Origin of the sequence: Streptomyces sp. NBC_00663 (assembly GCF_036226885.1) — a bacterium.
Classification (GTDB): Bacteria; Actinomycetota; Actinomycetes; order Streptomycetales; family Streptomycetaceae; genus Streptomyces.
Genome location: NZ_CP109027.1, coordinates 66,336 through 81,684 on the forward strand (window position 1 = coordinate 66,336; position 15,349 = coordinate 81,684).

Here is a 15,349-nt window from a genome sequence, read left to right on the forward strand (position 1 = left end):
CCATGGGCGACACGTCGGATCGCAGACCTCACCTCAGCGCTCACCTCGGCTGCTTGTGGTCCTCGTGTTCCTTCTGGTGAGCGCCGGTATCGCCCTGCTGGCCATGGCACATGCCCAGCAACCGTCCACGACAGCGTCCACGCCACCCGCACCCGCCGACGCATCCGGGGCCAGGACAGGCCTGTCCGCTGCGGCTACCGGCCCATCCTTTGCGGCCACCAGCCCGCCGGAGGTGACGGTTTCAGCTGCCGGCGGCCCGTCTGCCGCCGCGAGCACCGGCACCACGCCCACAGCGTCGCCTCCAGCCCGCTCTACGGCGGGGCTGGCACCGCACGGCGAGGGCGCGGCAGGCGACCGCGTCATCCAGGCCGCGCTCGAAAAGGCCTGGCCCGCCGATCTTCCCGCCGGCCAGGAGCGGGAGCTGCTCGCCGCGGGACGCGACCTGCTGAGGGCGGATGCCACCGGTATCGGCCGCATCCGGTGGCCCACAGTCTTTCCCGACCCCCACCGAGGGATCGCGCCGGGGTTCGCTGCCGCACGCTTTCGCATCCAGGCCGCGATCGCCCGCCGCGCCGGCCGCCCGGACAAGGTGGTGGTGCATCTGGTGTGGGCCGGTGCCGACCGCGGTGGCACCTACACCGACCTGCGCCTCAGCGACTGGTACTTCACCCGCACCCACACGAAGGGAGCACCCGTATGGGCCCCGCAACAGCCCCGCACCTGACCGCCACACACAGCCTTGCCTCAACGGCGGCGGCCGGCCCAGAAGATGACCTGCTGAGCGGAACGGTCGAGGTCGCGGGTTGGCTGTTCGGACACTGGTGGGTGCTGGTGCTGACCGTGGCCGGCATCTGGGGCGCGGCCGAGTGGCTCATCCGGCGTCTTGCCGCACGCGCCTCCGCGGAGCGGATGGCTCTGGAGCTCGTCCCCAGACGGTATTTCGACCCTGGTCTGGAGGAGATCTTCCGACGCGGTGTCCAGCTCGCCCGTGCGTCCACGGCCATGCCGTGGTGGGTACCGCGGCGGGCGAAGGCGGTGCAGATCCGGTTGCGCGCTGACGGCAGTACGCCGCTGCGTTACCGGATCGAGGGCCCGGCCGGCGGACAACGGCTGCTGTCCATCACCCCGTTCGGACCAGCCGTCACCGTCCAGCGGGCCCGCCCCATCCACGACGGCCCGCGCACGCACACGGTGCGCGCGGAATTCGTCCTGCGCGGCACACCCACCGCGCCACTGCGGGAGGTGCCGCTGGCCCCGGACCCACTGCAACCGCTCATCGACGCGGTCTCGGACCTGCGGGCCGAACTGGGCGACCTCGCCGAACTCCGGCTCGACCTCCAGCGCGCCCCGAAGTGGGCGCTGCGCGCCCGCCGCGGGCAGTTGATGAGTGCCGCCCGCCGCGCCGAGCGCCGCGAGGCACAGCGCGCGGCCCGGTGGCTGCGCCACGACACCGCCGGCCTCGAGGACTCCCTCGCTGCCCAGCTCCGCCAGCTCGTCACCGGCCGCGACATCGGCCCGGGCAGGCGGCTGGTGATGCCGCCGGTGCCGCGGCGGGTGGAACGGGAGGAGGCACTGGGAAAACTCGCCGCCGACGACCACCTCGTGCGGGTGCAACTCTTGGTGATGTGCGCCTCCAACACCCAGGGGCGCGCCGAGGCCCGCCTCGCCCAACTCCAGGCCGCCCTCGACGTGTTCGGCGGCCGCTCCCGCTGGGCGATGCGCGGGCTGCGGCTGGGCCCCTGGCGCCTGGGCGCCGATCACTGGCCCACCCGCCGTGGCTTCGAACAGCGCTGGAACCTCGGCCTGTGCCGGCCGCCCCGGGCGAACTGGGTACGGCTGGAAGAGATCACGGGCTTGCTGAAACCCCCCACCGTGCACTGCCGTCTGCCGCTGCTCCCTACGGACCTGCCCACCTTCCGCTTCGGAGATCCCGACCTGCTGCTCCAGGGCATCTACCACCATCCCGACGGCCGCCGCCGCCTCGTCGCGACCCACACCGCGGAGACCCTGTTCGAGTGCGCGGTCGGCAAAGCCGGCGGCGGCAAGACCGAACGCGCCCTCGCCCAGGCCATCGCCTACGCCCACGCCGGTGGCGCTTTGATGTTCCTCGACCCGCACCGCGACTCCTGGCCCCGCGCCGCCCCCTTCCTCGCCCACCCCCACCTCATGGCGCGCATCGCCCTGATCGACCTCAACGCGGTCGGACCGGATCCGCTGCTCAGTTCGTGGAATCCCCTGGCCCTCCAGCACGGCCACGCCCCGCACGAGGTCGTGGAAGCGGTCACGGACGCCTTCGCCTCCGTGTTGGGCTGGGACGACGCCACCGCGCCCCGCGCCCTGACCATCCTCACCGCCGCCCTCACCGTGCTCACGGCCGTCAACCAGACCGCCTGCCAGGCCGGCCAGCTAGAGGATCAGGCCACCCTCTTCCAGATCCGGCCCCTGCTCACCGACCCCGACTTCCGCGCCGCAGCGCTGGCCGCCACCTCAGGCCGGCTCGATGCCGACACCCGGTCGTGGTGGCAGACCGTCTTCCCGCACCTGCCCGCGGACGCCTTCGCCGTCGTCCTCAACCCGCTGGCCCGGCTCGCCGCTCACCCCGTCACCCGCGCCTTCCTCGGCCAACCGTCCGGCGTCTACAACAGCCGCGCCGCCATGGACAACCAGCTCATCGTGTGGATCTGCCCGGCCGGCACCGGACCCACCGACCGCCTTGTGACCGCACTCATCGCCCGCGACCTGCTGCGCGCCGTCCGCTCCCGCCGCGACACCCCCGAACAGCAGCGACGGCCGTTTCGGCTGTACTTTGACGAACTGATCACCCTCACCGGAGCCGCACCGGAAACCATCGCCGCCATGTTCGAGGACTTCCGCAAATACCGCGTCAGCGTCCACGGCATGACCCAACTCCTGGGACGACTCCCCGCACCGGTACGGATGTCACTGACCCAGAACGCCTCCACGCTCGCCTCCACGGCCGGCTCCACCGCCGCCATCGCCCCCATCACCGCCGAATGGGGCGACACCCCCACCCCTCACGAAGTCGCCGCACTCGACCGGTTCGAGCACTACACCACCGTGACCGTCCACGGACGACGCATCGGCCCCCTGCGCCTGACGGGACCCCACCTCAACGACGTCTTCGCCGACCAAGCCCGCCCCCACCACACCCGAGCCCTCGAAGCCGCCGCCCACACCACCGCCCGCGCCCGCCCCCTGACCGAACTCACCGCCACCGCCGCCGCCCAGCAAGCCCGCGTCACCGCCTTCGTCACCCAGCATGCCGCCATCACACCCCCCACACGCCCCAGCACGGAGAACGGGGGATACCAATGACCACCACCCCTGCCCGGCGCCCCGTCCCCTCGGGCACCGCTCCCTGTCAGATCGCCGCCCCACACCCGATAGCAATCCTCCGTCCCCCGCGTCAGTGAAACCCCTGCCGGCCCTGTGGTGCTGCAGGGCATCGCAGCCCACGGACCACCGCGAAGGCGCGGTGACCCGGCCGGGAGCGGCGCTACGTCGAGAGGTCGCGGCGACCATCGAATGTCGCAGCTCTGCAACTACCCCGAAACCACTTGCACTTTGCTTCAGTAAACAATAGATTCGCTCCTGTCACTCAATGCACAGCCGCATACCCCGCCCGCCACTAGCTGCACTTGAGGGAGGAACCCATGCACCGTCCCACACCTTCAGTTCGCAGTCACGAAGCATCAGATACGGGTGATCGTGAGAGCACCGGTGACGCCGCGGGCCCGGACAGGTGGCCCCCGTCCACCCAAGCCGTCACCCACATCGGCCGGGCCTGCGTCATCCAAGGCCACACCGACTTCACCCCCGACGACCTGCGCCTGGTCCGTGACCGCTTCCCGCACCGCCACGTCACCCTCGACGGCGACGTCATCACGGTCTGGCCCACACCCCTCCCCCGTCCCTGACCACAACACCGGCGCACGGCCGGCAACCGCCGCGCCCGCCACCCAGAACCCTCACCAAGCGCCCTCCTACTGCCGAAAGGAAGAGCGTTCCCATGACCAGCCTGGGCACCACCAGGTTCACCCGGCGCCTGTTAGCCGTCACGATCACAGCAGGCCTCACCCTCACCACCACCCACTGCGCCAGCCCCCCACCCACCCCTCAAGCCGACCACACCGCATCCACCCCCACCCTCACCGCAACCGACGCCCCCGCCGACAGCAGCACACCCCACGCGCAGACCGGCCAGGCGAAAGCCCTGCTGGCCGAACTCGACGGGCCCGCCAGCCTGACCCTCGCGCTCACCGCGGCCGAACGCGACCACAGCGGCTACCTCACCCTGCGCGGCATCCTGCGCAACGACGCAGACGTCCCCGTCACCGTGCCCGCCCAACTACGCGGCACCGAGGACAAAATCGTCCAGACCAGCCCCTCCCTGGCCGGCGCCACCCTCATCGACTTCACCCACCACAAGCGCTACTACGTGCTGCGCGACACCGACGGCAACCCCCTGACCACCATCGGCCTGACCCGCCTCAAAGCCCGCCAGAAGGTGGAGGTGTTCATGCAGTTCCCCGCCCCACCCGCCACAACCGACCGCGTCGGCTTCCAGATACCCCTGTTCGACACCGCCACCATCACCATCACCGGATGAGGCGCGCCGTCATGCACTCACTGCGAGCACACCTGACGGCCCACCGCCTGGCCCTCGTGTTGGTCCTCATACTCGTGTCGGCCGACGCCATCGGCACAAGCCGAGACCTCACGACTACAGCAACCACCGCCCACAGTCGCGCTGGATCTGACGCCCCGTCGCCGACACCCTCCCTGGCGCTGCGCCCCGGCGCCCGCCTCGCGCCCGAGCGTGTCCTGGACTTCTTCTCCACCCCGCTGGCGTTGGACTACGTCATCACCGACCAGGACGCTGCACCCCCCGACGACGGCGCTGGCGGGCCGCACGCCTCCAGCACACCCGGCCGAGGCAGTGGCGAGGAGCCCGGCACAGCCACCGCCGAAACGTCCGCACCTGTCACGCCCAGCGACGGCGCCGCCTCAGCAACGGCATCGGCCGCGCCGTCCAGCGCCTCCTCCCCCGCAGGCGCGCACTCCTCACCCCCGTCCGGCGCCGGCCACACCGTGAGCCTGTACAGCCTGCTCGGCACCACCGCGCTCCTCGTAGCCGCCGTCACCGCCGCCCTCGCCCTGCGCACAGCCCGACGACGTACCCAAGCCGGTCGCGACACAGACACAGCGCCGAGCGCGGACTCATTGACTGCGGCGGACGGACCACAGGACCTCATGCTCCTGGATAGGGCACTGCGCACCATGGTCCACCACCATGCCCAGCTCCCGCAGTCGGCAGGCCTGCCTGCTCTACGCGGCGCCGTCATCGCCACCACCACCACCGTGGAGCTCCTGCCAGAGGACCTCCACACCGAGCCGCCCGCGCCGTTCACGGCCAGCGACGACGGCCACTGGGAACTGCCGGAAGGCGCCGACCTCCTGAACGCCGAAACCGCCGCCCAGGTACCCGCCCCCTACCCCTCGCTGGTCGCCCTCGGCACCACCGATGACGGCGAACTGCTGCTCCTTAACCTCGCCTCGCTGCGCGCCCTGCTCCTCGACGGCACGCCCGAACACATCGGCGAGGTGTGTACCGCTCTGGCCGTCGAACTCGCCACCAGCCCCTGGAGCGACCACCTCGACCTCATCACCGCCGGCTGCGGTGACGGCCTCGCACCCCTCCTGCCTGCCGTACGGATCACACACGCACCTGACGCATCGCACGCCCTGCACGAGGCCAGTGAACGACTCCTGGAAACACACCAGTTACCTGACACGCGCCAACAGCCGCTGCTGGTGCTGTGTGCCAGCCCGCTGGATACCGACACCGCCCGGCAGTTCGCCGACCTCACCACCACTCTCCGCCCCCGCCCCCTCACCCTGATAGCCCCCGCCCACACCACCGCACTCTGTCTTGAAGACGCGCCCGTCCTGGACGCCTCGGCCCACCAGGCGCAGTACCTCGAGCATCTGGACGCGCACGTCACACTGCAGCGCCTCACCCCGGCCGCCCACCAAGAGATCGCCACGGCGCTCCGGGACGCGGCAGCGACACATCCACCCGGATGGCACAACGCCGGACGCGACACCGGGCAGGACGACGTACGGGGCGCCCCCGCTCCTGCCCAAGGCGAACAGACCTCCGGCACGGACCTGCCCACACCCGGCATGTCTTCGGTCAGCGGTCCTCCGGCCGTGCCAACGACCCCCGTTGACGACAGTCCCGGCGGTGAGGACGGCATCTTCCCCGCACTGCTCACTTCGCTCCGCCCGGCCGGCCCCGGACCCATGCCTGACGCCGCCCCGGCTTCTGACCGCAGCCAGGGCTCCAACCCAGCCGAGACGACTCCCACCGCTCAACCCCCCGCACAGGCCATCAACCCCCAACAGCCCGGAGACACGAGCGCTCGACGCGCAGCAACTGCGGTGGAGGGAACTAACCGGAATGCGCCGCAGATCCGGGTGCTGGGACCGGTCGAGGTCGACGGCGTCGACACCGGCGGACACGGCCCGCGCATCGCCCAACTCGCTGCGTTGCTCTATTTCAAGCCCGGCCGCACCGCCGACACCCTGCGCACCGACATGGACCCCGCCCACCCCTGGTCCACCACCACCCTCAACGCCCGCCTCCACGGCCTGCGTTCCGCGCTCGGCAAAGACCCCACCGGCCACCCCTACGTCCCCCGCCGAAAAACCGGCGACGACCCCTACCACCTCCACCCCGCCATCACCTGCGACTGGACCTACTTCCAACACCTCACCCAACACCTGGCATTCGACGGCCCCGACCAGCTCGTTCATGTCGAACGGCTCGAAGAAGCCCTCGCTCTGGTCCGCGGTACGCCCTTCGACGGCAAAGCCCTGCCCTGGGCCGAACCACTCCAGCAGGAAATGACCACCGCCATCACCGACGTCGCCCACACCATCGCCACCCGCCGCCTGAACCCCGGCCCGCAGCACGACCTCGACAAAGCCCGCCAAGCCGTCTCCCACGGCATCGACGTCGACGACAGTGCTGAAATCCTCTACCGCGACTGGATCTTGGTCGAGGAAGCAGCCGGAAACCGGCACGGCGTCCACACCGCCATCACCCGCATCCAACACATCAACCGCAGCCTCAACCGCCCCCTGGAAGAAGACACCGAACGCCTCATCAACACACTGCACGGCCCTGCCCGCCACACCTAGGCCACCACCCATGACCACCACACCCCGAACCACACACCACCAACAACCCACCAGCCACGCCACCACCCACAGCCGGCCGAGACCTCCCGCGCCACCCCCGCAGGCCCGAAGCACCCCTCAACCCGCCACACCCGCACCCGGGACCGCGTCAACCGGTACAGCGGCGCCGGCGGCGACCAGGACACAGCGGCTCCTCATCGCCGCGATCGCTATCGGCGCCGTTCTGATCGCCGGGATCGGTTTCACCGGCTCCTACACCGCCGTCCGCGACCTCGCTGCCAGGAAAGGCTTCGGCAGCTTCGCCTACCTGTTCCCCATCGGCATCGACGCGGGCATCTGTGTCCTGCTTGCCCTCGACCTCCTCCTCACCCACCACCGCATCCCCCTGCCCCTGCTGCGCCACACCGCCTGGCTCCTCACAGGAGCCACCATCGCGTTCAACGCCGCCACCGCCTGGCCCGACCCTCTCGCAACCGGCATGCACGCCGTCACCCCCCTGCTGTTCATCACCACCATCGAAGCCGCCCGCCACGCCACCGGCCGCCTCGCCCATATCACCGCCGGCACCCACATGGACGGTGTCCGCCCCGCACGCTGGCTCCTCGCCCCCGCACCCACATTCCTGCTGTGGCGGCGCATGAAACTCTGGGAACAACGCTCCTACACCCAAGCCCTCACCCTCGAACAACAACGCCTCCTCCACCAGGCCCGATTGCGGAGCCGCTACGGACGTGCCTGGCGACGCAAGGCCCCCGCCCAAGCCCTCATCCCCCTGCGCCTCACCCGCTACGGCATCCCCCTCCCCCACACCACCCCACCCCCACCGGTCACACCTAGTCACACCACCCCGCCACCCGACCCACAACCAACACCCCGCCGAGCGCCGTCCTCGCCTTCAACGACCGCTGTGCCACGGGCGTCCTCGACGTCCTCCTGCGAGCCGGTGTCACCGTCCCCGACGAAGTCTCCGTGGTCGGCTTCGACGACACCCGCCTGGCCCGCCTCGCCCACATCGACCCCACCACCGTCGCCCACACCTGACGGCCATGCGCAGCGGCTGCGGGCCGTCTATCAGGCGTTCACCACTGCCAGCCGGTCGGCATCCACCCCCACGCACTGGACCTGGTGGTACCGACAGGGCAGCCACCCCTCCGCGACCGACAGCCATACACGCCGTGCAGGTGCGGCCGGCAGGACCGATCCCGCACGTCACGTTCCACCACCGGATGATCCACACGCGAGATACGTGTCCAGCCCGGCCACCCGCCCGCAGACCGGACCCGGCCCAGGCGGCACCCCGCTCATCCACCATGAGTACCGGGAGCCGGACCCTGCGGACACCTCCGCCCCCACACCTGTGCAACTCGAAGACGGCACCGGACCCGCACCCGAGGTCCATCGGTCCACGGCCCTTGCACCGAGAAAACAGCCGGTCACCGGCTCCACCCGTGGCCCCCTTACCCCGCCCCGCGAGCCAGACCCTCCAGCCACACCCCGAACACAGCGGACCGACACCCGAGACGACCCCAGACCGCCAAACCCCCCACCCCACCAGCCGACCGAACACCCGCCCGCCACCGCCCCACACGAGCACCACCCCCCGCACCCCGACGGCGACAACGCCTCACTCCAGACCTCCAGCAGCACCCGGCTGACCCTGACCGACCGCTACTACCTCGAATGGATGAACTACCAGAGCCAACACGGCACCGAACCCACCCCCGAACAACTCTCCACCCACCTCGCCCAGAAAGGATTCCTGGGCCAAGGCGGCAAACCCCTCAGCCCCTCAAACCTCCGCCGCCACCTCCTCAACTGGCGCATCTACAACCTCTGGACCACACACCACACCCCCAACGAAGCCCCGTCCGCCGCCGACATCGCCCACCAATGCGCCACCCACCACATCACCGGCCAGTACAACCGCCCCATCACCCCCACCTACATCACCCAACACACCCACGAATTCCAACGACGCCAACACACCCTCACCCACCACAACCACCACCCCCAGCAGCCCTGAACAACCCCGGCACACACACCACCCCACACCCGGTCACCAACACCACAACCCGACAACACCACCACCCCTCGTTTCGCCACTCCAGCAAAACCGGAGACCCCCGGTCACAGGTTGATCACGCCTGAACTGCGGCTTCGGTCGAGCAAAACACGCCGGCTTCCACCGGACCGGCGAGCTATCTGCCACCGCAACTGCACGAAGCATGGTGCTGCCCACCAGCTCCGACGCTTGCAGCCTCCGATGGACGAGTAATGCTCTTCGACCAGGACCGAGCGCGACCGCCTCCGCTCACGCGCCTTGGCCGATCTCCCGTCAGGCGGCGAGGTGCTCGGTGAAGAAGCGCGTCAGCTTGTCGAACGGGATCAGGCCGACGCGGTCGTAGAGGTCGACGTGACCGGCACCGGGAACCCAGTGCAGCTCCTTCGGTTCGGCCGCACGCGCGTAGGCGTCCTCGCTGAACTCCCGGGAGTGCGCCTGGTCGCCCGTGATGAACAGCATCGGCCGCGGCGAGATCGTCTCGATGTCGTTGAACGGGTAGAAGTTCATGAACTTGACCTCACCGGTCAGCGGACGGTGCGTCGTCAGCTCGGGCGACGAACTGCGCGGCGTGTACTCGCCCCTCTTCGTACGGTAGAAGTCGTAGAACTCACGCTCGATGTCGCTGGACTGGGGAGTGATCTCGTGCGGCGTCCCCGTCGTGTACACGGTCTCACCGCCGGTGAACTCGACGTAGCGCTGCTCGTAGGCCTGCGCGAGAACTTCCTTGCGCTGCTGGAGCGACTGACCGTGCCGCAGACCATTGCGGTTGACGGCTCCCATGTCGTACATGCTCACGGTCGCGACCGCCTTCATACGCTGGTCGAGCTTGGCCGCGCTGACGACGAAGCTGCCGCTGCCGCAGATCCCGAGCACGCCGATCCGCTCCCGGTCGACGATCCGCTGGGTCCCCAGGAAGTCGACGGCGGCGCTGTACGCCTCGGAGTAGACATCGGGGAGCACCGCCTGCCGCGGGCTGCCCTCGCTCTCACCCCAGAACGGCAGGTCCAGCGACACGGTCACGAACCCCTGCTCGGCCATCTTCGTGGCGTACAGGTTCGCGCTCTGCTCCTTCACCGCACCCATGGGGTGCCCCACGACGATCGCGGGATGAGTCGTGTGCCGGTTCAGGTTCTTGGGCGTGAAGAGGTTTCCGACGACCGTCATCTTGTACTGGTTCTTGAACCGGATCTTGCGGACGGTGACGCGGTCGCTGGTGTAGAAGTTGTCCGCGCCGTGCGACAGGTCGCCCGGTTCCGTAGCCCTCGACGAGGGCTTCGGCGCGCTGTACTGCGGGGTCGCCGACGCCGCAGCACCCGTCAAGGACGTCACCCCGACCGCGGCTGCTCCCACTCCGGTCGCCTTGAGCAGGGCACGACGGCCGAGCCCGGCACCGCTGCTGCCGTCGCGCTTCTCAGTCTCCTGCTTCTCGTTCATCTTTTTTTGATCTCCTCGTTCCGATGTGTGGGGGTAGCGCAGGTCAGGAAGGCGGGTGAGGTGTCTCAGAGGGTGAGGAGCACCTTGGTGGCGCGGCGCTCGTCCATGGCCTTGTAGCCTTCGGGGGCCTGGTCCAAGGGCAGGGTGAGGTCGAAGACCTTGCCGGGGTCGATCTTGCGGTCCCAGATGAGCTGGATCAGGTCCGGCAGGAACCGACGTACCGGAGCGGGACCGCCCAGCGCGTGGATGCCGGCGAAGAACAGCTCGATCCCGGGAATGCTCACGTCGTAGTTCACGCCCACGTAGCCCAGGTGCCCGCCGCCGCGGGTGGCGCCGACGGCCTGCATGAACGATTCCTGGGTACCGACCGCCTCAACGACCGAGTGGGCGCCGAGACCGTTCGTGAGTTCCTTGATCTTCGCGATGCCCTCGTCCCCGCGCTCCTCGACGATGTCGGTGGCGCCGTAGTAGCGGGCCAGCTTCTGCCGCTCGGGGTGGCGGGACATGGCGATGATGCGTTCCGCGCCGAGCTGCTTCGCGGCGAGGACGGCCATGAGGCCGACCGCGCCGTCGCCGACGACCGCGACCGTCTTGCCGGGCCCAGCCTCGGCGGCCACGGCGGCGAACCAGCCGGTGCCGAGCACGTCGGAGGCAGCGAGCAGGGCGGGGATCAGCTCGGGGTCGGGCTGTCCCGGGGTGGCGACGAGCGTGCCGTCGGCGTGCGGGATACGAGCCTTCTCGGCCTGGGTGCCGATCCCCGCGTGGACGAACTCTGCGTGCACGCACTTCGACTGGAAGCCGGCCTGGCAGATCTCGCAGGTGTTGTCGGAGATGACGAACGATCCGACGACGAAGTCGCCAACCTTGACGTTCCTCACCTCGGAGCCGACCTCCTCGACCACGCCCACGTACTCATGGCCCATGAGCGTGTGATCGGCGGGCTCGATGCCGCGGTAGGGCCACAGGTCGGAACCGCAGATGCAGGTCGCGGTCAGCTTCACGATCGCGTCGGTCGGCTCGACGATCTTCGGGTCTTCACGCTCCTCGACCCGGACGTCACCGGCCTTGTGCATCACTACGCCACGCATGTGTGGATCTCCTTGTTTCTCGTTGACTGTGCTTGTTGACTGTTGCCTGCCGGCTGTTGCTTGCCGGCTGTTGCTTGTCTAGAGACCAGGCGCCGGACGGCGGCGGTGGACAAGCGCGATCACGATCGTCGGGATCAGGGTCAGCGCCGCGACTGCGGTACCGACCACGGCGGGGCCCGTGGCTCCGAGGGCCGAGCCGAGAGCGAGGCCGGCGATCCAGGAGCCGGCCGCGGTGCCGAGATTGAACGCCGACACGGTGAGCGCGGACCCCAGGGTGGGTGCCCGGCCCGCGAATCGGACGGCCAGGGAGATCAGTACCGGGTTGGCACCGAGCCCGAACATTCCCAGCAGGGCGACCAACACGATCGTGGGGGCGGCGTAGCCCGACAGCAGGCAGATCGCCAGCAGGATGACCGTGGTGGACGCCGCCGCCGTGATGGTCGTCGCATACGGGCGGACATCTCCGAGCCGGCCCCCGACGAGGAAGCCCACCAGGGCACCGGCGCCGAAGCCGACGAGCACCAGCGGCACGAGCGCGGAGGCGAGGCCGGCATGGTCGGTGAGCAGCGGCGCAATGTAACTGTAGGTTCCGAGCACGCCACCGTTGGTGGTCGCGCAGGCGGCCAGCGCCAGCCACAGGCGGCCGGAGCGCAGCGCCGACAGTTCGGATCGGATCGACACTGCTCGTTCACCCGCGCCGTCGTGCGGGACGTAGCGGGCGATCAGCGCCATGGCGGCGGCTCCCAGGACCGCGAGCGCCCAGAACGGCCCCCGCCAGCCCGTGAGCTGCCCGGCGAATGCGCCGAGCGGCACACCGACGACATTGGCGAGCATGGCACCGGAGCCCACCACGCCCAGGGCGCGGGAGCTCGCGGCGGGACCGGCGATGCGCGTGGCGACCACGTTGGCCACGGCCCAGAACGCTCCTGTCGCCAGCGCGGTCAGGAACCGTGCGGCGAGCAGCAGTGCGAAGCCGGAACCGAGGGCGACGATGACGTGTCCGGCCGCGAAGACGCCCAGGGCGAGCACGAGCGTCAGTCGCGCGGGCAGCCGCAGTGTCAGCATCGCCATGAGCGGAGCGCCGACGATCATTCCGACCGCGAACCCAGTGATCAGCAGGCCGGCCCGAGCCACGCTCACCTGCACGTCGCCCGAGATCTCCGGCAGCAGACCAGCCACCACGAACTCGGTCGTGCCCATCAGGAAGGTGCCGAGCGCCAACACGTAGATGACGAGCGGAAGCCGGGCGGGCGACCGCTCGCTCGCTCCGGCACCCAGGTCCGCGGGTGCGTGGAGAGTTTCTCCTCGCGTGCTCATTGACTCTCTTCTCCAAGGGGGACACGGTCGAGCTGCGAGACCCACGAAACCGGCTCCATCGCGCGGGAAGAAGGTCGTGTTTATGGGGGGTACAAGCTCAACCTCCCTTTCCGGCGGCTTCCGCCTACCGTGGAGGACATGGATCAGCAACCCGACAACCGCTCCGAGATCCGGGACTTCCTTGCCACCCGGCGCGCCAAGATCACCCCGGAGCAGGCCGGGCTGCCCACCAGCGGCCGACGCCGGGTCCCAGGGCTACGGCGCGAGGAGGTCGCCGTACTCGCCGGCGTGAGCACCGAGTGGTACACGCGGCTGGAGAAGGGCCACATCAGCGGTGTGTCCGAGGACGTCCTGGACGCGGTCGCCCGCGCGCTGCAACTGGACGAGGAAGAACGCACCTACCTGTTCGACCTGGCCATGGCCGCCCAGCGGTCCAGTCGCACGCCCCGTCGACGCAAGGCCGTGGACATCCCACCCCGCGTCCAGTGGCTGCTCGACTCCATCACCCTGTCCGCGGCATTCGTGACCAACGGCCGTATGGACATGGTGGCTTCCAACGCACTCGCCCGCGCCCTGTTCGCGCCGCTGTTCGACAGCGAGACCACGGACGAACGCGGTCGCCCCAACTTCGCCCGGTACTGGTTCCTCGACCGTGGCGCACGCGACTTCGCCGGCGACTGGGATCGCGCCGCGAACACCACCGCCGCCATGCTGCGCGTCGAAGCCGGGCGCTACCCGCACGACAAGGCGTTGCGCGAGCTCATCGGTGAGCTGTCCACCGTCAGCGCCGAGTTCCGCACGCGTTGGGCCGCTCACAGCGTGCGCATCCACCACGGCGGCGTCAAACGCTTCCACCACCCCGTCGCCGGCCCACTGGAACTCACCTACCAGCCGATGGACCTCCCCATCTCCGCCCACGAGGCCCACTCCCTGACCCTCTACACCGCCGAGCCGGGCACCACCGACGAAGACCGGCTCAAGCTCCTCGCCAGCTGGGCAGCCACCCCTGCCGAACACCAGAGCCGACCCACCGCCCACGCTGAGCCCAAGGAGAGCGGCACCGACACCCGCGGTCCGTCCCAGTGAGGCCGGGCGTGCAGTCCCTGGGGTGCAGGCGAGCCATTCACATGCCTCGTCGTCATGAAGGCCAGGCACCAGGCGGCGTCGGCCTTCACCTCGGTGAGCCCCCTGGCAGGGGCCGTCGACAGGCCCTCCAGCACCTCGCGGTGGTGCTCACGCCCGGTCAGGGCCTTGAAGGAGCCAGCCCATCATTGTCCACCACGGTAGATCTCGACGTGCGTGACCAACTCGCGCAGGCTCTGCGGGTCTTCGCCGACGCCCTCGGGGCCGCCGTCACGCCGGTGGACGTCAGCAGCAGGGCTGGGACTCCTCCGAAGTGCACCCCTGTTCAGGCACATGGCCGCCCAGGGCCATGTGTTCCAGCGCCAGACAGGCATGGATGAGCCCTCAGGGACGTGCCCGAGCTCCAGGCGTTGTCCGGCGGCCAGCGGCAGCGCTCCGCCATCGCCCAGTAGGCAGCGTCTGCCAGGCAGAAGTATCTCTACGGAACAGCTGGTCAGTGCGACCGCAGTCGCATTTCCAAGGTCCGCCGCAGGGCGCACCACCCGTGATCGAGTTCAGCCAGAGCGGGCTGACAAGAAGACACCTCGTACATGTACTTCCGAATGCATCCGCCGCCTGAATGGCCCCCGCAGACTGGCGTTGGACCACATTCAACGCCCGGAATGCCCGGATCTGCCGCGCGGACGGTGGACAGGGGCGACAATACGCGGACGCGGATTCGACCCGGATTCGACCCGGACAGTTTGTTCAATGAGAGAACATGGCCTCTGACCTGCGGAAATGTAGAGCGGCAGACGAGTCAGGTTGTACGCCGGGTTCGCATCCCGTTTCATACTCCTCCACACGGCCGCCGATCCGGTGCGGGGGCGGGGCACTCCCGGAGCAGGGCCATCGGCCCGACTTCGACCGGCTGATCAAACGTTCCCCGAAGGAGAGATCCGCCCTTCCGGTGCGGTCGCGGATCAAGATCCGGGCCATTCGCGGGCCAGAACGCTCACCATCTCCTTCGAGGCCATTTTCGATGGTCAGCAGCCTGTCACCTCTGTACCACCAGCAGACCAAGAATCTGCTGGTGCCCCCTGGGCGCAACGTCGGCCACCTTAATTGCCGTGAAGAACCGGATTCGTGATCAGTCAGG

General features: G+C 69.5%; 10 protein-coding genes and 2 pseudogenes. 9 read left to right on the plus strand and 3 right to left on the minus strand.

What is annotated here, in order from left to right; translation table 11 throughout:
- Positions 1 to 232: 232 nt before the first annotated feature.
- The 8 genes and pseudogenes from OG866_RS00275 to OG866_RS00310 all read left to right on the plus strand — a co-directional run bounded on the left by OG866_RS00275 (position 233) and on the right by OG866_RS00310 (position 9,250).
- Positions 233 to 724 (plus strand): hypothetical protein, encoded by a 492-nt coding sequence (locus OG866_RS00275; RefSeq protein WP_329331216.1) that lies wholly within the window; start codon positions 233 to 235, stop codon positions 722 to 724.
- Positions 697 to 3,336, plus strand: a complete 2,640-nt coding sequence (locus OG866_RS00280) for an ATP/GTP-binding protein (RefSeq protein WP_329331217.1) — start codon at positions 697 to 699, stop codon at positions 3,334 to 3,336. Before OG866_RS00275 ends, OG866_RS00280 begins: the two co-directional genes overlap by 28 nt.
- Before the next feature lie 338 nt (positions 3,337 to 3,674).
- Positions 3,675 to 3,938 (plus strand): hypothetical protein, encoded by a 264-nt coding sequence (locus tag OG866_RS00285; protein WP_329331218.1) that lies wholly within the window; start codon positions 3,675 to 3,677, stop codon positions 3,936 to 3,938.
- A 92-nt stretch (positions 3,939 to 4,030) separates the two neighbouring features.
- The gene (locus tag OG866_RS00290; RefSeq protein ID WP_329331219.1) at positions 4,031 to 4,630 is read left to right on the plus strand and encodes a hypothetical protein; all 600 of its coding nucleotides are present in this window, start codon (positions 4,031 to 4,033) and stop codon (positions 4,628 to 4,630) included.
- Positions 4,627 to 7,227 carry a hypothetical protein gene (locus OG866_RS00295; protein ID WP_329331220.1) on the plus strand — a complete coding sequence of 867 codons (2,601 nt, stop codon included), beginning with the start codon at positions 4,627 to 4,629 and terminating at the stop codon, positions 7,225 to 7,227. The genes OG866_RS00290 and OG866_RS00295 overlap by 4 nt, the downstream gene beginning before the upstream one ends.
- A 196-nt stretch (positions 7,228 to 7,423) precedes the next feature.
- A pseudogene (locus OG866_RS00300) lies at positions 7,424 to 8,039 on the plus strand (DUF2637 domain-containing protein); the annotation flags it as partial.
- A 115-nt stretch (positions 8,040 to 8,154) separates the two neighbouring features.
- Positions 8,155 to 8,268 (plus strand): annotated as a pseudogene (locus OG866_RS00305) (substrate-binding domain-containing protein); the annotation flags it as partial.
- A gap of 643 nt (positions 8,269 to 8,911) precedes the next feature.
- Positions 8,912 to 9,250 (plus strand): hypothetical protein, encoded by a 339-nt coding sequence (locus OG866_RS00310; protein WP_329344590.1) that lies wholly within the window; start codon positions 8,912 to 8,914, stop codon positions 9,248 to 9,250.
- Positions 9,251 to 9,562: 312 nt separating this feature from the next.
- Here OG866_RS00310 and OG866_RS00315 read toward each other — a convergent pair whose 3' ends face one another.
- The 3 genes from OG866_RS00315 to OG866_RS00325 all read right to left on the minus strand — a co-directional run bounded on the left by OG866_RS00315 (position 9,563) and on the right by OG866_RS00325 (position 13,128).
- On the minus strand, positions 9,563 to 10,723 hold the full coding sequence (locus OG866_RS00315; RefSeq protein WP_329331221.1) for an alpha/beta hydrolase: 1,161 nt from the start codon (positions 10,721 to 10,723) through the stop codon (positions 9,563 to 9,565).
- Between the two features lie 65 nt (positions 10,724 to 10,788).
- Entirely contained in the window at positions 10,789 to 11,811 is a 1,023-nt protein-coding gene (locus OG866_RS00320) for a zinc-dependent alcohol dehydrogenase family protein (RefSeq protein ID WP_329331222.1), read from the minus strand.
- Positions 11,812 to 11,889: 78 nt separating this feature from the next.
- Positions 11,890 to 13,128 carry an MFS transporter gene (locus OG866_RS00325; RefSeq protein ID WP_329331223.1) on the minus strand — a complete coding sequence of 413 codons (1,239 nt, stop codon included), beginning with the start codon at positions 13,126 to 13,128 and terminating at the stop codon, positions 11,890 to 11,892.
- Between the two features lie 138 nt (positions 13,129 to 13,266).
- Here OG866_RS00325 and OG866_RS00330 point away from each other — a divergent pair, with 138 nt between their 5' ends.
- The gene (locus OG866_RS00330; RefSeq protein WP_329331224.1) at positions 13,267 to 14,214 is read left to right on the plus strand and encodes a helix-turn-helix transcriptional regulator; all 948 of its coding nucleotides are present in this window, start codon (positions 13,267 to 13,269) and stop codon (positions 14,212 to 14,214) included.
- Positions 14,215 to 15,349: the final 1,135 nt, after the last annotated feature.